Origin of the sequence: Kitasatospora sp. NPDC056273 (assembly GCF_042268845.1) — a bacterium.
Classification (GTDB): Bacteria; Actinomycetota; Actinomycetes; order Streptomycetales; family Streptomycetaceae; genus Kitasatospora.
Map to the genome: position 1 here is coordinate 1 of NZ_JBHJSJ010000073.1, position 20786 is coordinate 20786.

At 73.4% G+C, this 20786-nt stretch carries 22 protein-coding genes; 14 read left to right on the top strand and 8 right to left on the bottom strand.

Annotated elements, in window-relative coordinates; genetic code table 11:
• Positions 1 to 221: 221 nt before the first annotated feature.
• From ACFCY1_RS37280 to ACFCY1_RS37300, 5 genes are all read right to left on the bottom strand, one after another.
• Positions 222 to 470 (bottom strand): hypothetical protein, encoded by a 249-nt coding sequence (locus ACFCY1_RS37280; RefSeq protein ID WP_049649652.1) that lies wholly within the window; start codon positions 468 to 470, stop codon positions 222 to 224.
• Positions 471 to 772: 302 nt separating this feature from the next.
• Positions 773 to 1171: a DUF2267 domain-containing protein gene (locus tag ACFCY1_RS37285; RefSeq protein WP_049649653.1), complete on the bottom strand. Its 399-nt coding sequence runs from the start codon at positions 1169 to 1171 to the stop codon at positions 773 to 775.
• Between the two features lie 64 nt (positions 1172 to 1235).
• A complete protein-coding gene (locus ACFCY1_RS37290) occupies positions 1236 to 1640 on the bottom strand; it encodes a DUF2267 domain-containing protein (RefSeq protein WP_375877412.1) in 405 nt (134 codons plus the stop codon).
• Positions 1641 to 1675: 35 nt separating this feature from the next.
• Positions 1676 to 1972: an STAS domain-containing protein gene (locus ACFCY1_RS37295; RefSeq protein WP_375877413.1), complete on the bottom strand. Its 297-nt coding sequence runs from the start codon at positions 1970 to 1972 to the stop codon at positions 1676 to 1678.
• Between the two features lie 129 nt (positions 1973 to 2101).
• A complete protein-coding gene (locus ACFCY1_RS37300; RefSeq protein ID WP_375877414.1) occupies positions 2102 to 2536 on the bottom strand; it encodes an Hsp20/alpha crystallin family protein in 435 nt (144 codons plus the stop codon).
• Between the two features lie 109 nt (positions 2537 to 2645).
• Between ACFCY1_RS37300 and ACFCY1_RS37305 the strand changes: the two genes are divergently transcribed.
• Both ACFCY1_RS37305 and ACFCY1_RS37310 read left to right on the top strand, forming a co-directional pair.
• A complete protein-coding gene (locus ACFCY1_RS37305) occupies positions 2646 to 3335 on the top strand; it encodes a hypothetical protein (RefSeq protein ID WP_375877415.1) in 690 nt (229 codons plus the stop codon).
• Entirely contained in the window at positions 3310 to 3558 is a 249-nt protein-coding gene (locus ACFCY1_RS37310; RefSeq protein ID WP_159028340.1) for a hypothetical protein, read from the top strand. The genes ACFCY1_RS37305 and ACFCY1_RS37310 overlap by 26 nt, the downstream gene beginning before the upstream one ends.
• Before the next feature lie 156 nt (positions 3559 to 3714).
• Here ACFCY1_RS37310 and ACFCY1_RS37315 read toward each other — a convergent pair whose 3' ends face one another.
• On the bottom strand, positions 3715 to 4008 hold the full coding sequence (locus ACFCY1_RS37315; protein ID WP_375877416.1) for a helix-turn-helix transcriptional regulator: 294 nt from the start codon (positions 4006 to 4008) through the stop codon (positions 3715 to 3717).
• Positions 4009 to 4176: 168 nt separating this feature from the next.
• Between ACFCY1_RS37315 and ACFCY1_RS37320 the strand changes: the two genes are divergently transcribed.
• From ACFCY1_RS37320 to ACFCY1_RS37350, 7 genes are all read left to right on the top strand, one after another.
• A complete protein-coding gene (locus ACFCY1_RS37320; RefSeq protein ID WP_375877417.1) occupies positions 4177 to 4863 on the top strand; it encodes an STAS domain-containing protein in 687 nt (228 codons plus the stop codon).
• A gap of 90 nt (positions 4864 to 4953) precedes the next feature.
• Positions 4954 to 5412, top strand: a complete 459-nt coding sequence (locus tag ACFCY1_RS37325; RefSeq protein WP_049649659.1) for an SRPBCC family protein — start codon at positions 4954 to 4956, stop codon at positions 5410 to 5412.
• A gap of 353 nt (positions 5413 to 5765) precedes the next feature.
• A complete protein-coding gene (locus ACFCY1_RS37330; RefSeq protein WP_049649667.1) occupies positions 5766 to 5984 on the top strand; it encodes a hypothetical protein in 219 nt (72 codons plus the stop codon).
• A gap of 394 nt (positions 5985 to 6378) precedes the next feature.
• Entirely contained in the window at positions 6379 to 6771 is a 393-nt protein-coding gene (locus ACFCY1_RS37335) for an ATP-binding protein (protein ID WP_375877418.1), read from the top strand.
• A 355-nt stretch (positions 6772 to 7126) separates the two neighbouring features.
• A complete protein-coding gene (locus ACFCY1_RS37340) occupies positions 7127 to 7942 on the top strand; it encodes a SigB/SigF/SigG family RNA polymerase sigma factor (RefSeq protein ID WP_375877419.1) in 816 nt (271 codons plus the stop codon).
• Positions 7943 to 8107: 165 nt separating this feature from the next.
• Positions 8108 to 8413, top strand: coding sequence for a hypothetical protein (locus tag ACFCY1_RS37345; protein WP_375877420.1), 306 nt, complete (start codon positions 8108 to 8110; stop codon positions 8411 to 8413).
• Positions 8410 to 9405 carry an iron-containing redox enzyme family protein gene (locus tag ACFCY1_RS37350; RefSeq protein ID WP_049649671.1) on the top strand — a complete coding sequence of 332 codons (996 nt, stop codon included), beginning with the start codon at positions 8410 to 8412 and terminating at the stop codon, positions 9403 to 9405. The genes ACFCY1_RS37345 and ACFCY1_RS37350 overlap by 4 nt, the downstream gene beginning before the upstream one ends.
• Positions 9406 to 9450: 45 nt before the next feature.
• On the opposite strand, the gene ACFCY1_RS37355 is transcribed toward ACFCY1_RS37350, so the two are convergent.
• Complete coding sequence (locus tag ACFCY1_RS37355; RefSeq protein ID WP_375877421.1) at positions 9451 to 9786, bottom strand: Rieske (2Fe-2S) protein; 336 nt, start codon at positions 9784 to 9786, stop codon at positions 9451 to 9453.
• Between the two features lie 592 nt (positions 9787 to 10378).
• On the opposite strand from ACFCY1_RS37355, the gene ACFCY1_RS37360 reads away from it, so the two are divergent.
• The 4 genes from ACFCY1_RS37360 to ACFCY1_RS37375 all read left to right on the top strand — a co-directional run bounded on the left by ACFCY1_RS37360 (position 10379) and on the right by ACFCY1_RS37375 (position 16477).
• On the top strand, positions 10379 to 11692 hold the full coding sequence (locus ACFCY1_RS37360; protein WP_375877422.1) for an Ig-like domain repeat protein: 1314 nt from the start codon (positions 10379 to 10381) through the stop codon (positions 11690 to 11692).
• 350 nt (positions 11693 to 12042) lie between these two features.
• Positions 12043 to 12162: a class III lanthipeptide gene (locus ACFCY1_RS37365; RefSeq protein WP_220449990.1), complete on the top strand. Its 120-nt coding sequence runs from the start codon at positions 12043 to 12045 to the stop codon at positions 12160 to 12162.
• An 89-nt stretch (positions 12163 to 12251) separates the two neighbouring features.
• Complete coding sequence (lanKC, locus tag ACFCY1_RS37370) at positions 12252 to 14966, top strand: class III lanthionine synthetase LanKC (protein WP_375877423.1); 2715 nt, start codon at positions 12252 to 12254, stop codon at positions 14964 to 14966.
• Positions 14963 to 16477: an ATP-binding cassette domain-containing protein gene (locus tag ACFCY1_RS37375; protein WP_375877424.1), complete on the top strand. Its 1515-nt coding sequence runs from the start codon at positions 14963 to 14965 to the stop codon at positions 16475 to 16477. Before lanKC ends, ACFCY1_RS37375 begins: the two co-directional genes overlap by 4 nt.
• 101 nt (positions 16478 to 16578) lie before the next feature.
• Here the strand turns inward: ACFCY1_RS37375 and ACFCY1_RS37380 are convergent, their stop codons facing one another.
• The gene (locus ACFCY1_RS37380; protein WP_375877425.1) at positions 16579 to 18876 is read right to left on the bottom strand and encodes a LuxR C-terminal-related transcriptional regulator; all 2298 of its coding nucleotides are present in this window, start codon (positions 18874 to 18876) and stop codon (positions 16579 to 16581) included.
• A gap of 891 nt (positions 18877 to 19767) precedes the next feature.
• Between ACFCY1_RS37380 and ACFCY1_RS37385 the strand changes: the two genes are divergently transcribed.
• Positions 19768 to 20703: a B12-binding domain-containing protein gene (locus tag ACFCY1_RS37385; protein WP_375877426.1), complete on the top strand. Its 936-nt coding sequence runs from the start codon at positions 19768 to 19770 to the stop codon at positions 20701 to 20703.
• Positions 20704 to 20786: the final 83 nt, after the last annotated feature.

The window sequence follows — 20786 nt, forward strand, 5'->3', positions numbered from 1 at the left end:
GCGGCCCCCGCGCCGTACGCCAGCGTGCCGGCGGCGGGGCGACCAACGCCGCCCCGCCGACGGCTGCTAGGGGGAGCCCCGCAGTTGGGCGCCGTGATCACGGGCTTCGTCGTCGAAGCGGCCGTGTGCGCCGCAGTCGGCCTCCTGAGATGCCGTCCCCGCCCGGCGCGCTCCGGTCCGGGGAGGAGCGGCGCGGGCTTGCCGGGCGGCCACGATTCTCCCTAGGGCGCCACGGTGTCCGCCGCCGGCGGCTCCGGTTCGTCGTCGTCCGAGTCGGCCTTGCGCCGGACGTCGGCCGGGGTGGGAGCCGTGATCCCGCGCTCCTCGGCGGAGCGCTCGCGGGCCCCGACGATCCCGTCCGCTTTCGCCCGGACGTCGGCCGGGGTGGGGGAGGTGATCGAACGCTCCTCGGCGGAGCGGTCCCGCGTTGTCTCGTTCGGCTGGGTGCCCTTGTCGCCGGACTTCGTCATGGCGGGCTCTCCTTCGTGAGTCGTTGCCGGTGGGATACCTCGCGGGTGCCCGGGAACTCCGGGCCTGAACCGACGAAGGGCACCTGATCCGAGTCGGTCCGCCGTCCGTCCGCCGCCTGCACGGTGGATGCCTGGCCCTGCGCGGGCCTGACGGTTCCGCGGCGACGTTCCCCGGTGTCCGGTGTTTCGGGTCTGGTGAGGTCGCGTTCAGTGAAGTAGCGAGTTCCGCCCGTCCTACTACCCTGTGCGCACAGGCGTGAGGATGCACGTGCAGCCGGCGCCGTCAGGTCGGGCCCGCTGTTTCAGGCGACGGCGGCCAGGTCGGCGCGGCCGAACAGCAGGGCGTAGCCGCGGGGTAGGTGGGTGAGGAGGCGGTCGGTGAGGTTGTCGTCGGTGAGGGTGGTGAGGGCGGCCAGGATGGAGGAGGCGTCCCAGCGGGCGGCGGTGAGGCTGGTGCCGAGGGTGTGGGCGAGGCTTTCGACGAAGGCGGGGGCGGTGACGGGCGAGGGGAGGGGGATCTGGGCGGCGAGGACGGCGCGGGCCCGTTCGGGCAGGGCTGCGGCGAGGTCGCAGCGTTCGTCGCCGGTGAGCTGGGAGCCGAGGAGGGTCAGGACGGCGTCGAGGGCGCGTTCGGCTTCCTCGTCGGTGGGGTAGCGGCCGAGGTTGCGGACCTGCTGGAGGAGGTGGCGGTAGCGGGTCATGACCGTGGGGCCTTCCTGGGGCCGGCCGCCGGGCGGGCCGGCGGCGTGTGAGGGGTGGTCAGGGTCAGGGGCGTGTCCTTGCGGCCGGGCGGCCGAACAGCAGGTCGTAGCCGGGCGGCAGCTGGAGCAGGACCTGGTCCATGAGGTCGTCGCCGGCGGCGTCGGCCACCGTGGACAGGACGGCGCCGACGTCCCACAGGGCCGTGGCTTCAGTGGCGCCCTCGATCCAGGCCGCGGTCGCGCGCACGAAACGCTCGGCGTTGAGTGGCTCGGCGGCCTGCAGCGGGTTGAGCAGGATCAGGGCCATGGTCTCGGGCAGTCGGGCGGCCAGTTCGGCCCGCACCCCGCCTACCAGGTGGGCGCCGAGCAGCGCCAGGACCACCCGGGCGGTCCGCTCGGCCTCCTGCGGGCTGTCGTACTCACCGCGCTCCCGGACCTCTTCCAGGAACGTCTCCCATCGAAGCGTCATCGCGGTTCTTCCTCCGTACCGAGGCCCGGGTGGCCTCAAGGCTCGACGGCCAGGCGCCGGTGCAGACCGGTCAGTTTGAGCAGCCGCATCACGCGGCGGCCGGCCCCGCGCAGGACCAGGCGGGCATCGCACCGGTCGGCCTGGCCCTGGGCCCGGACCAGGGCGCCCAGGCTCGCGCAGTCCATGAACGTCACCTCCGACAGATCCAGCACCACCTCCCGGTGCGACTCGAGCGCGGTGGCCAGGGCACGGTGCAGCGAGGGTGCGGCGTCGAGGTCGATCTCGCCGTGGGCTCGCACGATGAAGGGCTGGTTGCTGCTCTGGCCGTTCATGGCGTTTCCGCGTCGCTGCGGGTAGGCCGGTCCGGGTAGGCCGGCCTGACGGTCGGGGGGTGTTCCGGCCGCCCCTCTCGATCGAGGGGGAGAGATCGGGGGGCGGCCGGAACGGCATCGGGGATCGGGTCAGGCCCGGATCTGCTTGCGGCTTCCGCTGTGGCTGATCTCGATCTTGCGGGGCTTGGCCTTCTCGGCGACCGGGATCTTCAGGGTCAGCACGCCGGCGTCGTAGTCGGCGGTGATCCCGGCGGGGTCGAGGGTGTCGGAGAGCATGACCTGGCGGGAGAACACACCGAGCGGGCGCTCGGACAGCTCCCACTTGATGCCCTCGCCTTCCTGGCGCGGGCGGCGCTCGGCCTTGACGGTCACCATGTTCCGCTCGACGTCGATGTCGATCGCCTCCGGGTCGACCCCCGGCAGGTCGAAGCAGATCACGTACTCGTCGCCGGCCCGGTAGGCGTCCAGCGGCATCGGCGTGGGACGCGACCAGGTGCCGGTCGTGTTGAGGAACTGCTGGGTCAGCCGGTCCAGCTCGCGGAACGGGTCAGTGCGCAGCAGCATTGCGAAACACCTCCATGGGTCGAATGGGTGCCAGTGCGCTTCACCTGACTCCTTTCTAGCGCGTCATCCATCCGATGACAAGTTGCCGCGTCGCCTATAGAGTGACGGCATGAGCGAGAAGTCCCGCAGCGCCGTCCCCGACGCCTCCCCACCGGTCGAGCCCGTCTCGTTCCTGGCGGCCGCGGCGGCGCTGGCCGCCATCGACGACGCCGTCCGCACCGCCCAGAACCCCGCGTCCCGGCCCCCGACCACCCCTGACGAGCACGGTGGCCCCGAGCAGGCCCTGGCCGCACTCGTCCTGCTGCGCGAGCTGCGTGGCCAACTCGCCGGCTGGGAGGCCGGCCTGGTGGAGAGCGCCCGGGAGGCCGGCGCCACCTGGGCCGACCTCGCCCACCCGATGGGCGTGGCCAGCCGCCAGGCCGCCGAGAACCGCTACCTGCGCCTCAAGCCCTCCACCGCCGACGCTTCGCGGTCCGGTACCGGCGCGGAACGGGTCAAGGCCGTCCGCGACCGGCGGGCCGCCGACCGATCGGTCACCGTCTGGGCCCGCGACCACGCCGCCGAGCTGCGGGTCCTCGCCGCGCGGATCACCACGGCCGCACTCGCTCCCGGCGCCCGTCCTGCCCAGGCCGCCCTGACCGCCGCCCTCGGCGCCACCGACCCCGCCGACCTGATAGAGCCCCTCGCCGCCGTCCGCCCCCACCTCGGCGCCGGCCACGACGACCTCGCCACCCGCCTCGACGCCCTCACCCACCACACCACCCAGATCCGCGATGACAGTGACCGACGCCGCGCCTGACCCTGTCGCCACCGCAGAAAGGCGCTGGCAGGACCTCCTGGACCGGATCCACGGCCTCGAAGCACGAGTGGCCGCCACCACGAGCACCGTCAACGCCGCCCTCGACCACCACCTCGCCCGCCTCGACGCCCTGCGCCGGCACCTCGCCCACCCAGACTGGCCACTGCCCGCCCCCGATCCGGACAGTCACCCAACCGCGCCGACGGACAACGCGCCGGCCTGACGAGGCCGGGAACCACCGCAACCACCCCGGCCGTCAGAACCGGCTCCTGTGCATCTGTGCCCGCTGCGCCGCCCCGCTCTCAAGAAGCTCACGCCCTGTCCGTGGCCGTCCGGCCGCCTCGGCGTTGCCGTCGGCTCTCCGTGCCGTCGTTGGGCATCAGCGCAGGAGGGTGGCGAGGAGTTCGGCGATGGTGGGGCCGGCGTCGGCGGGGTGACGCAGCTGCTTGCTCGTGACGACGCTGTAGTGGTTGGTGCGGCCGTGGCGTTCGTGGCTGAGGTATCCGGCCTGTTCGAGGTCGACGATGATGCGTTGGACGGCGCGTTCGGTGAGCAGGCAGCGGGCGGCGATGTCGCGCACGCGGATGCCGGGGTCGCGGGCGATCTGGACCAGTACGCGGGCGTGGTTGGTCAGGAAGGTCCATTGCCGTTCGGTCGTCGTACCGTTGTCCATTCCTCCACGATAGGACTCCTGTTTCACGACTGCTGATACACGACAGAAGATTCGTGCAATGGTTGACATGTCTGCCGGACGGGCGAACAGTGGAAGGGCCGCACTCCGCAGTGCTTCGCCGCGGATTCCCCGGCGGCTCTGCTTCTGGAGATGGTTCCAATGGACCCGATGAGCAGGCACGGGCTGGAACGGCTGAGGTCCCGGCTGGTCGACTGCCTGGGGCCGCCCCGTGAGGGCGGTCGGGACCCCCGCACCTGCGGGGAGCCGCTGTGCCGGCAGGTGCGCCACGCCGTCACCGGCGTCGACGCCTACCTGACGGCCCTCGAAGAGGGCAGCAGCACCGCGTCGGGGCTTCACGAGCGGGCCCTCGACCTGTGGCAGGACCTCGAACGCATCGCGTCCGCCCGGCCCGGGCGGGCCGCTGTCGACGGCGGGGCCGGCGCGGCCGTGCGGTGCGGCTCCCGGCCCGAGGAGTGGGCCGTGCCGCCCTGCCTGAAGGCGGAGACCGTCCGGGTCGGTGACGCCCTCGTGTGCTTCTTCACCGGGGACATGGTCCTGGACGGCGAGCCCGTCGCCGCCCGGGCACTCGATGCCGCGCTCGTCCGGCGTCCCGCCCTGCTCGCGGTCGACCTGGCGGGTGTGGAGCTGTTCACCTGCACCGGTCTCAACCTGCTCCTCGTCGCCCGTCGGCGCGCGCTGGACATCGGCATCCCCGTGGTGCTGGTCGCCCCCTCCGGGCGGACGCTGCGGGTGCTGGAGCTCACCGGGACCGCCGCGCTGTTCCCCGTCCACCCCACCGCCGAGGACGCCCTGCGGCACCGCCCGCTTCCCGCCCCGCGCCCCGACGGAGGATGACCATCCGGGCGGGACGGTTGAGCCGGCAGCGGACGGGCAGGCGCACGGTCGGCCGGGAAATCCCTGGCCGTACCGTGGGAGGAGGACCGGATGAGCATGGTGAAGGAGTCCGTGGACGTGGACGTCCCCCTGCACACCGCCTACAACCAGTGGACGCTGTTCGAGGAGTTCCCGCGCTTCATGGAGGGGGTCGACTCGGTGACCCAGCTGGACGACCGCCACAACCACTGGCGGACCAGCATCGGCGGCGTCACCCGTGAGTTCGACACCGAGATCGTCGACCAGCAGCCCGACGAGCGGATCGCCTGGCGGACCACCGGCGGCGACGTCGACCAGAAGGGCGTGGTGACCTTCAGGCAGCTCGACCAGGACCACACCCGGGTCGCCATGGCCATCGACTTCCGGCCCGAGGGCGTGGCGGAGCGGGCCGCCGATGTCACGGGTGTGGTCGACCGCCGGGTGAAGGGGGACCTGACGCGGTTCAAGACGTTCATCGAGGAACGCGGCCGGGAGGAGGGCGGCTGGCGGGGCCGGATCAGCCCTGGCTGAACCCGCTTCCGATCGTCCGCGCCACCGGCCGCCGGGACACCCGCCCGGCGGCCGGTCCACGCCCCGCGGTGACGTCGGATCGGAAACGGCTGATCAGGCGTGGCCCAGGGTGCGGCGGGTACCCGCCGAGCCCTGGGCGCGCGTTCGCGCACCCGAGGCATCCCGCGGACCAGGAGGAGAAGTGACCCAGCACGGCAGGGCCCTGGCAATCGTGACGAACTACGGCGTCGAACAGGACGAACTGCGCGTCCCCGTACGGCACCTGCGCGAGAACGGCGTCCACGTCGACATCGCAGCCCCCCACCCGGGCCGACGAACCGCTGGTCACGGACGACGCCGGCAACTGGCGGCTGGTGACTTCACGCAACCCCGGTGACCTCGAACACTTCCTCCGGGGAGTCGATGCCGCGCTGCGCGACCTCGCGATCAGGGCGCGGGAGACCAAGGAGTCCTCCACCGGCCGGCCCCGCCACCAGCCGCCCACCGCACGCCCGGCGGACCGCCTGCCGTCCCCCGAGCGCTCAGCCGCCGAGCGGATGCGGGACCTCCTGACCCCGGGCGGGCCGCACTGACCCCGGGCGGCACCCGAACCCCCGGCCGTGGTGCGGTCGGTCCCGACCGGTGCCGATCCACACGACCAGCTGACGGAGGGGCAGTTGACCTGCCTGGCGGCCGGCTCGATCAGCCGCCGGTCCGACCCCCTCCAGGTCAGGAGTCGTTCGCGGGGCCGGGCGGTGATCAGCGGCGCGTGTTCCGTCCCGTGGACGTGTAGCCGCGACCCGCTCGGGCAGGCGCTGGGCACGGCCGGACCGGGCCGAGGAGAGGAGGCCAGGCATGGACCGCTTCCGGCAAGTGCCGCCGACAGGGCCGATCGGAACGGCAGGCCCGGCCGGAGTCCCGGTGAACCCGGGGGCTCCGGGCGCGGGGGAGACCAAGCGGTTCGTGTTCTCCGGTCGGGAGGGCGCCGTGCAGGCGGGCCTTGAGCACACCCGGGAGGCCTTGCGGTCCTGGTCCTGGCTGCCGACCGCGGACGAGGAGAGGCTGGGGGTCGCCGAGGACCTCCTGCTGATGGTCGCCGAACTGGTCGCCAATGCCTGTCTGCACACCTCCGGTGGGCCGGGCGAACTGCGGCTGAGGTGGGACGGGCGCCGTCTGCGGGCGGAGGTCACGGACACCAGCCCGGTGCCGCCCGAGCTGCGCCCGTACGCCGACCCGGGCCGACCGGGCGGACACGGTCTCCGTGTGGTGGAGCGACTTGCGGGGTCCTGGGGCTGCGCGCCCGAGGGCGGGGGCAAGGTGGTCTGGCTGGAGATCGGGTTCCCGCCGGGTCCGCCGAACCACCGAGAGTGCTCGGCCTGAGGACCGGGCCCGGGACGCTGGGTGGCCGTCCGAGGTCGGCTCGGCAAGAGAGAGCTCGGATCCTGAGTCGGGAACCGATTCCGGGGTAGAAGTCCCAGAGAGCGGCCGTGATCCGTCCGGCTGCCGCAGCACCGTGGACGGTGCCACCGGGACCGCGCTTGAAGAAGCCGGGCACAGGTTCTGGGAAAGGAGTCCGCGACGCATGGGGTGTGAGCCCCACACGTGTCGCCGGGCGTGATGCCGATGCCCTGGAGATCCAGTGTCTATCCGTGTGGAAACCACCGATCGCGAAGCCGTCCCTGCGGGTCTGCCGCCCGATCTGCCGCGACGGCCCACGGCGGCCGAACTCCGCCGCATGGGGAAGTCCGAGGCGCGGGAGCTGAGCGACGCGCTGTTCGGGCGGCTGGCCGGGCTGGCCCGCGAGAGCCGCGCCTACAGCTATGTCCGCGGCACGATCATCGAGCTCAACATGCCGCTGGTGCGCTTCATCGCCGCCCGCTACCGGCACCGGGCCGAGGACATGGAGGACATCCTCCAGGTCGGCACGATCGGCCTGATCAAGGCCGTCGACGGCTACGACCCGCAGCGCGGCGTCGAGTTCGTCACCTACGCGATCCCCACCATCACCGGCGAGATCAAGCGGTTCTTCCGCGACACCTCCTGGCCGGTGCGCGTCCCACGCGGTACGCAGGAGCTCTACCTCGCCGTCGTCCGCGGCTCCGACCGCCTGGAGCAGGAACTCGGCCGGCAGCCGCAGCCCGAGGAGATCGCCGAGGACCTGCACCTCACCGTCGAGCAGGCCACCGAGGGGCTCCTGGCGGGCCGGGCCTGCCACTCCAACTCCCTGGACGCGCTGCGCGACCAGGACACCGACGAGACCGGCAGCGCCCTGCTCGACCGGCTCGGCGGCTGCGACCCCGGCATCGAACTCGCCGACTTCCGCACCGCCGTCCGCCCGCTGCTGGCCCGCCTGCCCGAACGCGAGCAGACCGTCCTCAAGCTGCGCTTCTGGGACGGCTGCACCCAGTCCCGGATAGCCGAGCGGATCGGCGTCTCCCAGATGCACGTCTCCCGGCTGCTCAGTGCCACCCTCGCCCTGCTGCGCGAGCAGTTGGACGACCTGGACGCCGACGGCTGGGCCGACAGCGCGGAGCCGGCGGAATCGGGCTGAGGCCGACCAGGCGAGCCGCGGTTCCGGCGTGCGGCTTCAGGCCGCCCGCCCTTGAGCCTGTCTGCTGGCCGTCCGGCTTCGGGCGGGGCCGGGGCGTTAGCGAACGCGGAACCCGGGTAGCCGCAGCGGCGGACCACGGGGACGGCGGCGCGAGGAGGCGGACGGATGGATCGGCGTGAGCGGGTGGAGCTGCGCGGGATCGAGCGGGGGCTGCGCCGGGACCACGTCCTGGAGCTGAGGCTTCGCGTCGTCGGGTTCCGCCTGCGCGGCCGGGCCTGGGACGTGCTGCGCGGCGTGCGGCCGCGGACCGTGCCGGCGCTCGCCCTGCTGTCGCTGGGCCTGCTCGGGGCAGGCCTGGGGACGTCCGAGGCGCCGTTCCTGTGGGTCTTCACGGGCTGCTGGGCGCTGACCCTGACCATCGCCTTCGCGGTGCTCTGTGCCTGCGCCGACGGCCGCCAGGAGGAAGGGTGAACGCGCTGCCCGCGTCGCGCGGTCCGCTGTCGGCGGCGTTGACGGCCCTGCTCACCTCCGGACCGCCCGGAGCGGGCCGTCTGCCCACACCGCCCGGCCCGTTCGACGAGCCGTGGGGCGAGGACCACCAGCTGGCCCTGCACCTCTGTTACGAGCTCCACGACCGCGGGCTGCCCGGGGTCCTGGACGACTGGGAGTGGGATCCCGAACTCCTGAGATTCCGCCAGGGGTTGGAGCGCTCGTTCCTGGCCGCGGTACGTGCGGAGGCGGAGCCCGCGCCGCCCTTGCGGGACGCGTTCGAAGCACTGCTCACCGAGCCGCCCGACGGCACCGGCCCGTCGCACTTCCTGCTCGCCGAGGGTGAGCGCCGGCACGCCCGCGAGTACCTGGTGCACCGATCGGTCTACCACCTCAAGGAGGCGGACCCGCAGCTGTGGATGCTGCCGAGGATCCATGGGCCCGCACAGGCGGTGCTGACGGCGATCCTCTACGACGAGTACGGCGCCGGACGGCCGGAGCGGGCCCACGCCCGGCTCTTCGAGCGGATGATGGCCGCCTTCGGCCTCGACCCCGGCTACGGGCACTACCTGGACTTCGTGCCGGCGCCGACCCTGGCCGTGGTCAACCTGATGACGCTCTTCGGCCTGCACCGGGCGATGCGCGGGGCGGCCGTCGGGCACTTCGCGACCGTCGAGATCACTTCCTCGCCCGGCTCCGCCCGCTTGGCGGCGGCGTTGGAACGGCTCGGCGGCGGCCCGGACGGCACCCTCTTCTACCGCGAGCACGTCGAGGCGGACGCCGTCCACGAGCAGCTCGTGCGCCGCGGGGTCATCGAGGAACTGGTCGCGGCCGAGCCCGAGTTCGCCAGGGACGTGGCGTTCGGCGTGGCCGCGGCCGGGGTGGTCGGCGGGCGCTTCGCGAACCACTTGCTCGACCACTGGCGGGCCGGACGCAGCTCGCTTCGCTCACCCCTCCCGGACGGCACGGGCTGAATCGAGCCCGCCCGCGACCTCGCGCGCTCCGACCGGGAAGGATGGTCAGCCGGCTGCGGGGAGCCGGATCTCCAGATGCCCGGAAAGTACTCGGGTCACCATGGCCGGCTGGGGTGCGGTGGCCGGGCCGTGCACCACTTCGCCGTCCCGGAGCCGGAACGTGCTGCCGTGCCAGGGGCAGCGCAGACAGCCCTCCACGAGGGAGCCCTCGGAGAGCGGCCCGGACAGGTGGGCGCAGCGCTCGGCCAGCACGTGGCAGCGGTCGCCCTCGCGGACCACGACCACGGCCAGTTCGCCGGCCGTCGCCCGCACGGGCTTCCCCTCCGGGAAGTCCTCCACCGCGCCGAGGGAGACCCAGTCCGCGGGCGCCAGGCGAGGCACGGCGGCGGCCCGGTCGGGGCCGGCGGCCTGCCGGTAGGCCAGGTGCCCGCCGAGCGCGGCGGCGGCCGAGACGGCGGTCGCCCCGGCCAGGCCGAGCGGGGTGTGTCCGGGAGCCGGTCCGGGCAGGCGTGCGAGAGTGGCCGTAAGCCCGACCGTGACCGGAGAACGGGGTCGGCGCCGTCCCTCCGTGGCGGCGGGAGTGGCAGGGCGCAGCGCCGTCGGGCCCTGGCTCAGGAGACCGTGGTGGCGCCGTCGGGCCGCGCCGAGACCGTTTTTCAGGACAGGGCGGCCTGGCGGAGCGCGGTGACCAGCGCAGTGAGTTCGTATACCGCCCAGTGTGATGGTGTGTGGCATGCCGCTGTCGGAGCAATCGGGGCACAAGGGCCGTCCGGTCGTCACGCTGTCCCTGTTGATCACGCTCCGGAGCAGGGACACCACCGCTGCACGGGGCGCGTGATCCAGCACCCCGAAGTCTCACCTCAAGCCGTCACATCGGGAGACAGCAGTGATCAGACACCGTGCCCCAGGACATCCCGTCGCCGAGGGAGAGGCAGGCGCCCAGGCCCGTGCGCGGTGGTGGCAGGCCGGGGTCGTGGCAGGGGTGTGCGTGGCGCTGGCCGGTGCCGGGCTGAGCCCCGCGACCGCCGCGGCCACGGGGGCCGCGCCGGCCACCGCCCCGGTGCGGACCCGAGGGGCCGACCCGGTGGTCACCTTCGGTTTCACCGGCGCCCCGCAGAGCCTCACCATCCCGGCCCAGGCGGTGGTCACGATCACCGCCGACGGCGCGGGCGGTGCCGACAACACCGGCACCTCCTGTTCCGTCACGGGGACGGGCGGGACGGGGGCGCGGGTCGTCACCACTCTCCCGCAGACCACCGCCCCGACGACGGTCACCGTCAACGTCGGCGGCACGGGCGGCAAGGGCTGCAACGGCACGGGTACGGGGGGTGCCGGCGGGTTCAACGGCGGCGCTCCGGGCGGGGGCATCTCGGCCACCGGGTTCGGGGCGGAAGGGCCGGGCGGGGGTGGGGCTTCCAGCGTCAGCGTGGGCTCCTTCCTGGTGGTCGCCGGGGGCGGCGGAGCCGCCGGGGGCACCGGGAGCGGCCTGACGGGCGGCAACGGCGGCAACGGCGGGACGACGCCCGATGCCACCGGCGGCACCACGGGAAGCGCCACCGGCCCCGGGGCCGCGGCGGGGCACGGCGGGGGCGGCGGCAGCACCAGCACGACCACGGGTGGTGCGGGCGGGGCCGCCGGCACCGTCCCGTCCTGTATCGCCACACCGGGTGGGCCGGGAGGCGGGTTCGCCGGTACCACGATCGGCACCGGCGGCGCCGGCGGAGCGATCGACGGCGGCTGTGCCGCCACTGCCACCGGTGCGGGCGGGGGCGGTGGCGGCGGGTACTTCGCCGGCGGGGGCGGCGGCAGCGGTGCCGTCAACAGAACCGGCACGGAGGCGAGCGGCGGCGGTGGCGGTGGGGGAAGCAGCTTCGCGGCCCCGTCGGGCACCGGAACGTCCTATGCGGCCTCGACGATCGGGACGGCGAACCACAACGGCCAGGTGGTCATCAGCTACACCGTGGGCAAGCCGATCACCACGACCCTGACCGCGCTGCCCCAGCGCACCCGGACCGGCTCGCCGGTCGTGCTCAGCGACATCGTCTGCCCCGGCGCGGGCTCCACGACCAGGCCCACCGGAACCGTCACGTTCACCGACACCACCACCGGGACGACCCTCGGCACGGGACGCCTGACCCTCTCCCTCGGCACCTGCGCCGCCGGCGGGACGGTCACCGCCTTCCGCACCGCGGGCACCCACACCATCACCGCCGTCTACAGCGGTGACTCGGTGTACCAGGACAACAGTGCCAACCCCGAGACCATCACCGTGACGGTGGACCCCTGATCAGAAGGCCGCAGCAGCACCGAGGGGCACACCCTCGTCAACCGCAACGAGCACTGCTGCCGGCACAGATGACAGTGTGACACCAGGCGGGGCCCGCGAGGACGAATCGCGGGCCCCGCCTCCGTCGCGCCCGGGGCCCGGAAGGACAACAGCTTTTCAGTCTGCGGCCGAGCCGGTCGAAAGACCATGACAACTATCAGCCCCTACCGGTACCCGGTGTGCCACGACGAGACTCGCCATCACCCGGACCGCGGAGGCATCACGGTCCGGGCTCGTACCGACCACCGGCCGGTGCGAATCCCACCCTCGCTGCGCGTCCCGCGCACTCGATCTCCCAGGAGACGACCCGAATGAGTGTCCTCAAGCTCCAGAACATCGAGGCCCGCGTCAAGATGAGCGCCGTGGCAGTCCTCAGCCTGACGAGCAGCAGCAGCGCCTGCTGCAAGCCCAGCGAGCCCGGCCAGCCGTAGCCGGACGGGTCCGTGCGGGGGGCGTGCCGCGTCCCCCGCACGGACCCTGTCGCTTCCACCGGCCGCCCCGGACGATCGCAGAGGCTGACATGCGCAACGAACGATGGGTCTACCGCTTCCTCTTCGCGTGGAACGACACGCTGTTCTTCGACCCGCTCGACGTCTCGTACGAACCGAGCGCGGACCACTTCCTCGCCGGGCTCGACGAGCCGCTGCGGGCGCGGTTCGTCCGCAGCGGCATCTGGTGGAGCCATCGGCCCAGCCCGGACCTGCCGGCGCAGGGCTGGAAGATCCATGTGTCGGCGAGCTGCCGTCACGTGCGCGAGGTCGCCGCCTCGGTGGTCGGATACCTGACGGAACGCGGGACCGACTTCAAGATAGCCCTCGACATCAACATCTTCGAGATGCTCAACTCCAAGTCGATGTCCCGGGGAAGCGGCGGCAAGCTCGTCACCGTCTACCCGCGCGACGACGACGAGTTCAGGGCCGTCCTGGCCGACCTGGCCGGACTCCTGGAAGGCTACGAGGGCGCCTACGTCCTGTCGGACCTGCGGTACCGGGACAGCAAGGCGCTGTACTTCCGCTACGGCCAGTTCCTCGACACCCACACCGTCGACGTCCTCGGCCGCCGGCACCCGCGGATCCTCGGGCCGGACGGTCCCGTCCCCGACGACCGGGGCCTGGGGCGGGCCCGGCCCGACTGGGTGCCCTGGCCGTTCGACGACTGGAAGCCCGCGGACGAGGACGAGGACGACGGCCTGCTCGGGGGCCGGTTCCGGGTGACCGGGGCGATCCAGTTCTCCAACAGCGGCGGCGTGTACACGGCCGAGGACACGGCGCACGACGACCGGCCGGTGCTGCTCAAGGAGGCCCGTCCGCACACCAACGTCAACCCCCGTCGGAACCACGACGCCGTGGACATCCTCGGCCGCGAGTGGATGTTCCTGAACCGGCTGGCCGACACCGGCTCGTACCCGGCTCCGATCGCGAAGTTCCGCCACTGGGAGCACCACTTCATCGCCGAGGAGTTCATCGACAGCTCCGACCTCCGCTCGGTGCTGCTCGAACGCAACCCGCTCGCGCGGCCGGGGTTCGACATCGAGCGGTCCCGGGAGTACCTGCGGATCTTCCTCGCCGTCTTCCGCGGGCTGGCCCGCGCGATCCAGGCCGCGCACGACCGCGGGGTGATCCTCGCCGACTTCACCGCCTCGAACCTGCTCGTCGACCCGGACACCTTGGAGGTGACCATCGTCGACCTGGAAGCCTGCCGGCTGGCCGGGACCGACGGCGACGGTGGTACCGACGGCGACGGCGGGAGCGGCGAAGCGGAGCTGGAGCAGCCGGTCGAACTCTTCACACCGGGGTTCAGCCTCTCCCGCGACGGCTTCAAGGCGTTCGGGCCGGAGGGCGACCGGTACGCCCTGGCGTCCACCATGGCGTACTTCGTCTTCCCGATCGCGGCGATGTCGTACCTGCGCGAGGACGTCCTCGACCTGTACCGGATCTTCATCACCGAGGGCCTGGGCTGGCCGGAGCGCGTCCACCGGTTGATCACCGACCTGGCCGGGGACCGGATCGGCCTCACCGACGTGCTCGACGCCCTGGAACACGAGGCGGACCTGCTCGACCAGGTCGAGGCCCTCCCGGCGCGGCCCGTCGTCGAGGAACGGCTCGGACTGGTGGAGGCGGAGACCGGGGTGGCCGCGTTCGTCGAGGCCGTCGCCGACACCGGCCGGAGCACGCTCTTCCCCGTGGACCCCTTCGCGCACATCACCAACCCGCTGAGCCTCGGCTTCGGGGCGAGCGGCGTCCTGTGGGCGCTGCACTCCTCCGGCATCGCGATCCGGCCCGAATGGCACGACTGGCTCGGCGGCAAGCTGGCCGACATCGACAGCGCGCAGTACCCGGACGGTCTCATGAACGGCCTGGCCGGCATCGCCTGGGCGGCCGACTCGCTCGGGTTCGGGACCGAGGCCAGGCAGCTGATGGCCCAGGCCAACCGGCGCGCGGTGGAGCAGGGCGACCACACCTTCTACTACGGCCTCGCCGGAGTGGGGATGACGAACCTGCGCTTCTTCCTGCAAGGCCGCGACCCGCGCGATCTCGCCGCGGCACGGGACTGCGCGCGAGCCCTGCACGACACGGTGCGGCACGACGGCGAACGAGCCTACTGGGTGAACGAGTTCGCCGCCGAGGGGCCGATGACCGGCCTCGGCTTCGGACAGGCCGGCGTCGCGATGTTCCTGCTGCGCATGCACCAGGTCACGGGAGAGGAGCGCCACCTGCGCCTCGGACGGCAGGCGCTCGCCTGGGAGATGGCCCACGCCAAGCCCCTGGACGGCGCGGGCCCGATCATGTTCGAGCACGAGGGAACCATGGAGCCGTACATCGAGGTCGGGTCCGCGGGCGTGGCGCAGGTGCTGCTGCGCTACGGCGACCTGGACGCGGCACGCGCCGTCCTGCGCGGGCTGGACGTCCGCTACTCGGTGCTGCCCGGGTACGCCTTCGGCATGAGCGGGATCGCCGACGCGCTGCTCGACGCGGCCGAGTTCACCGGCGACCGCTCCTACCGCGACAAGGCGCTGACGCAGCTCGACTTCGTCCGGAAGGTGTTCCTGTTCGAGCCCGCCGAGCGCTTCGGACTGCCGCGCCAGGACGGCCGGACCCCGCTGGGCCTTCCCGGTGAGGGGCTGCTGCGCTGCTCCTGCGACTACCTGACCGGGTCGGCGGGCCTGCTGCGGGTGCTCCACCGGGTGAACACCGGAGGCACCGCCGACTTCCTGCTGGACGAGGCGGCGCGGTGAACAACCGGTTGTGGCGTACCTTGCGGGGCCACCGGGCCCCGTTCGTGGTGGTCCTCGTCGCCGAGGCCACCATGGGCGGGCTCGAGGCCCTGCTGCACCCCCTGCTGCTCAAGGCCCTGTTCGACCAGGCGATCCTGACCGCCGACTTCCGCAGGTTCCTCGTCCTCGGCCTCGGGTACCTCCTGTTCGGACTGACCCTCACCATCACGGACTACTGCGTCGCCTGTTGGCGCAAGCGCCTCGAGAACGCGTTCACGCTGGTGCTGGAGACGGAGTTGCTGAGCCGCACGCTCGGCCTGGACAGCCGAGAGGTGGCGAAGGCGGGGAACGCCTCGTACGTCAGCCGCATCCACAACGACGTCGCCCAGGGCGTCCTGCCGGCCATCGACGTCTCCCTCCGCATCGCGCGCCAGGCGGTCGCGTCGGTAGCCTTCCTCGGTGTGCTGTTCTACCTGTCCTGGCAGGCCAGCCTCATCCTGCTGGTGATCGTGCCGCCGCTGGTGCTCGTGAGCAACCGGCTCGGCAGGCGGATCGAGCAGAACACCGGGCCGGAACGCGAGGCGGAGGCGCGGTACATCAACACGCTGACCCGCACGCTGGAGTCCTTCCCCGCCCTGCGCGGACTGCCGTCGCTGCTGCCGGGCACCCGCGCGGTGAACCGGGACGCGCTGCGCGGGTTCCTCGACCTCACCTTCGTCAACTTCCGGCTGTCACAGCGGCAGCGAACCCTCAGCGACCTGGTGATGAACCTGTCGGACACCGCCTCGATGATCACCGGAGCCTTCTTCGTCTTCGCCGGGCGGATGTCGTTCGGCAGCTTCCTCGCCTTCGTGAACTCGCTGTGGCGGGCGGTGACCGGGATCTTCGACCTCGTCAACATGATTCCGCAGGCCCGCCGGAGCAGCGCGGTCCTCAAGCGGATCGAGTCCCTGCGGGACTCCGGGCAGGCCCCGTACTACGAGGAGGGGGCCCTGGTACGGGTCCGCGGGGTCCGGGTCGGGTACGGGGAGGGGGCCAAGGTGTCGATCGACGAGTTCGACCTGCGCGTCGGCGAGCGCGTGCTGCTCCGCGGCCCCAACGGTTGCGGGAAGACCACGCTCCTGCACGTCATGGCCGGGACCCTCGCCCCCGACGCCGGGGCGGTCACCCTGCCGCCCCGGGTGGCGAGCCTGACCGCTCCGGTGCACCTGCCTCCGCTGCCGGTGCGCGAACTGGTCGCCGACGAGCGGCTGCGCGCCGCGATGGGTCTGGACGTCCTGGCCGACCAACTGCCCTCGGACCTGTCGTCCGGCCAGCGTCAGCGGGTCGGGGTCGCCGTGCTCCTGCACGAGGACGCGGACGTGTACCTGGCCGACGAGCCGTTCGCGAACCTCGACGACGGCGGCAGGGAGCTGGTGTTCCGGGTGCTTCGGGAGCGGACCGAGGGGCGCGCCCTGCTCGTCGTGCACCACGGGGACGAGGCCATCGACGGCCGCTTCGACCGGGTGGCGACCCTCACCGGGCTCCGTTAGGCGCCCCGAGCGGTCGCGGACGTGGCAGCCGGGTGGTGTACGGACCGGCCGACCTGGAAGCCGAGTCGGCGGAAGCCCGGGCGGCGGGCCCTCCCGCTGGGTCAGGAGGTCTCGAACGGATCGTCGTACCATCCCCGCTTCGCACCGTGAGCGGGGCCCGGCCGCCGGCCGGAGTGGTGCACCCAGCCGGCGACGCCGACCCGCGAGGAGCACTGCAACCGCCGCATCGCCTCGCGGAGGTGGTTGACCACGGTCCACTCCGAGATGCCCAGGCGACGCGCGATCTGGTGGTTGCTCAGCCCGTCGGCCACCAGGAGCGAGACCTGGAACTGACGATTCGTCAGCTTCCTCTTCGGCGGTGTCCCGGCGGAGTCCGACTCGCCGAGGGAGCAGAGCAGGTCCGGGAGCGCGGTGGCCGCGCCGGCTGCCAGTGCGTGGGTGAACTCGTCCTCGGTGAACCGGCGGCGGATGCCGGGGAGCAGCCGGGCGGTGGCCAGGTCGGGATCCGCGGGGTCGCCGGGAATGCCGGCCCGCGCCGGATAGAAGCTGCCCAGCAGTCGGGCGGCGTCGGTCGCCCGGGCCGGTGCCGGGCGCAGGGGGCTCGCGACCAGGCCGACCAGCGCGCCGAGCGTGGCGACGGCGCCGAGCGGGCGCAGCTGGGCCAGCCCCTCGACGTAGTGGGCGCGGGAGGCGGACGGATCGCCGTCGGCGGCGGCGAGCAGGCCCAGATGGAGCAGGGCCGTGCCGGCCAGCAGCGCGTCCCCCCGGTGCCGCGCCGCGGTCAGCACCCGGTCCGCCAGCGCGCTGCCGGGACCGGTTCGACCGAGCCGAAGCTCGGCCAGGGCAGCCTCCAACTCGACGCGCAGGGCCGCCGGTTCGTTGTCGGCTTCGCGGAGGAGCTCTGCCGCCCGAATGAGTGCGGCGAGGGTTCGGGCGGGGTCGCGGTCGAACCCGGTCAGGCCCCGCAGTCGCAGGAGTCGGGCCGCCGTGGAGGGGGCATCGGGTGTGGTCCGACATCGGTCCGACTCGGCTGAGGCTGCCTCGGTCTCGTCCAGCAGGACAGTCGCCGACTCGTGGTCGCCGTCGAGCAGTCGGGCTTCGGCGCGGATCAGCGCCAGCCGGACGCGCGCCCGCTCGCCGGTGGCACTGGTGGAGCCGAGCAGCGCGGCGTCCCGGTCGGCCCAGGCCGGGCCGAGGCCGACGAGGCGGGCGTGGGCGAGCAACCGCTCCATCAGGTCGAGGGCCTCGGCGGTGAGCCCGTGGCCGGTCAGGGTGTTGACCGCCAAGCGGAGGTTGGCCTCCTCGACGCGCAGGGCGAGCAGGGCTGTCGGCTGGTCACCGACGGCCAGCCGACGGCCGGCCCCGGCCGCGAGCCGGGCGTAGTAGCGCGCGTGGCGGAGCATGAGGACGGTGAACCTGCCGTCGGCGGGCCGGGCCTCAGGCAGGCCGTCGAACGGCACATGAAGCCGCGTTTCGGCCGCACCGGCCAGTCGGCCGGACGGCCGGTCCTCGAGCGTCAGCGACTGCCGACCGAGCAGGGCTTCGAGCGCCGCAGGGAAGGCGCTCGGCGTGATCCCGGACACCGCCCGGAGCGCCTCGGGTCCGAACCCGCCGACGAACAGCGGCGTGCAGGACAGCAGTCGCGCCTCGTCGGCGCCGAGCGGGCCGCCCCGCCCCGCTGGTCGCCTCGCCGGCCGGCCCGCCGGCGGGACGCGCGGCCCGGCGCAGGGGGCCGCCCCGCCGCCCGGAATCCTGCCTCCTGCGGGTCCGCCTCCTCCCGCGCCGCCGAGTGCGGTCAGCACGGTGCCGATGCCCTCCAGCGCCGCCATCCGGGCCGCGACCACCAACGCGCCTGGCAGGCCCCGGAGTTCCACGCAGATCCGGCCTACGGCCTGCTGGTTCCGGGCGGTCACCGTGAAGCACGGGCTCCAGGCCTGCCGGGCGGCCGTGAAGACCTGCACCGAGGGGATGCGGCAGAAGGCGTCCAGGTCGATCGGCGACCAGTCCACCGGAACGGCCAGTGGGTCCACCCGGTACGCCACGTCGGCGCCGGTGGATGGCAGGCGACCGGTCGCGAGCAGCTTCGCCCCACTCGAGGCGCACCGGGCCAGCAGTGCCGGATACTCGTCCGGTTCGATCTGATCGACAGTCAGTAACGAAGCCGGGCAGGGAGTTCCGGTCGTGCCGCCCATCGCTCGGTACTGCTCGGCGACCGCGGACGCCAGCCGGGTCTTGCCGCTGCCCGGAAGGCCGTGCAGCAGCACGCCCGGCACGGTGGGGTCGGCGAGCAGCCGCAGCAGCTCGGCCGTCTCACGTGCCCGCCCGAACAGCTCACCCGCGAAGGCCCGGTGGTCCGCAGGCTCCGGCTGGGGGACGGTGGACTCGAACAAGCTGGTCATGGACGGCTCCAGGGCTGGCTCCACCTACGCGGCGCCCGTGCGCCGGCGGGATCGTCCGTACTGATGCTGGATGTCGGCCGCTGCCGGCGGTATCCCAGAGTTCTGGGATACCGCCGGGGGATCGCGGACCGCGGCGGTGCCCGCCGGGCGTTCGAGGGCGAGGGGCGCGGGACTCCGTGGTGTCGTCTCCGCCGGGGCCGGCGGTGCCGCATCGTCCGGCAGGTCTGATTCCCCTCGGAAAAACGCTGCACAAACGATTCGACTGGGCTACCGGTGCTGAACCGCTGCACCGTGGCCGCGTGACCTCGCTCATCCGAACCCGTTCCGGCCTGGATCTCGGCGGCAGGCAAGTGCCGGGTGCCGCAGACCTGAGTCGTCTCCTGGACCTGTCGGCGCACGGCGACGACGGCGCGTCCGAGGTGCTCCACCGTACGGTTGCCGCACCCGTGTACGGAGTCGCCTTCCACCCGCGGCCTCCGGTGGTCCGGTCCGTGCCGGCGTCCATCCGGGACGGGTGGACCTGCGCGCCGTCGACGGGGAGGCTGGGCGCGTGACCATCGGCCGACAGTTCCCCGCCCGGGAGCGCCCCGCTCCCGGGAGCCCGCGCACGGAGACGCCCGAGTGCGAGGCGTCGCGGTGCGCGGGCATCGCCGCTCCGGAGCCGGCCGAGCCGCACACGGCCCGGCCGGGCCGGAGCCCGCTGCCGGTCATCGCCGCCGTGGTGGTGTGCCGCGCGGGGTTCGCCGTGGGGAGGACCGCAGGATGGTGACCTCATCGGCCGGCCGAGACCCCGGCCGGCGGATCGGAGCGCGATCCGGAGACCCGGACCCGGCACCCGAGCCGGTGGACCTTGTCGGGCTTCCGACCGGCCGCGTGGCCCAGCGGCTGGGTGTGTCACCCACGACGGTCCGCTCCTGGGAACGCCGCTACGGCATCGGCCCGGCCCATCGGGAGACCGGACACCACCGCCGCTGGAGCCCCCGGGACATCGCCGTCCTGGAGACGATGTGCCGGCTGACGGCACGCGGGGTGCCTCCGGGCGAGGCGGCACGGGCGGCCCTGGCCGAGCGCGACGTCTCCGTACACCAGGACAGCCCGCGACGCGCTCTCCCCGAGCCGCGAACGGACTCACAGGGCGGCGGGCGGCTCGGGCACGGTCCGGGCGGAAGCCACGCCTCGCGGGTCAGAGCGGTGCGCCCTGAATGCCGGGGCCTGACCCGGGCGGCGGTGCGGCTGGACGGGCCGGAGGTCGCCCGGATCCTGCGGGAAGCGGTGGACGCGCTCGGGGTGGTCGACGCGTGGACGGAGGTCATGATGCCCGCGCTGCGCGCCGCGGGCCGCAGGTGGGCGGCGGACGGCGAGCAGTACGTCGAGGTCGAGCACCTGCTGTCCTGGCACGTCTCCAGCGCTCTGCGGGGCGTGGCCGTCGGCGGGCCCGCCGCCCGCCAGGTGAGGCCCGTCCTCCTGACGGCGACGCCCCTCGAACTGCACACCCTCGCCATCGAGGCCACGGCCGCGGCGCTCACGGAGCGCGGGGTCCCCTTTCGCATACTGGGCGCGGCCGTCCCGCCCCGGGCCCTGCTCGACGCCGTCCACCGGATCGGCCCGTCGGCCGTGATGATCTGGTCCCAGGACCAGCACACCGCGGACCGCGAGCTGGTACGCAGGGTCGGCGACAGGGTGTGGGGCCCGCGCGGAGCCCGCGGCGGAGCCCTGGTCGTGGCCGCCGGTCCCGGTTGGGCCCGCGACCAGCCCCGGGCCGGCGCAGCCCGCCCTCGCACCCTCGCGGACGCCGTCGACCTCCTGGAGCAGGCCGTCACGGCCTGAAGTGCCACCACCGACACACCGTCCCGTCCCCTGTCCCGGGTCTGCTCGGCGCGCAACGGCCCGGCCGGGCCGTTGCGCGGCCC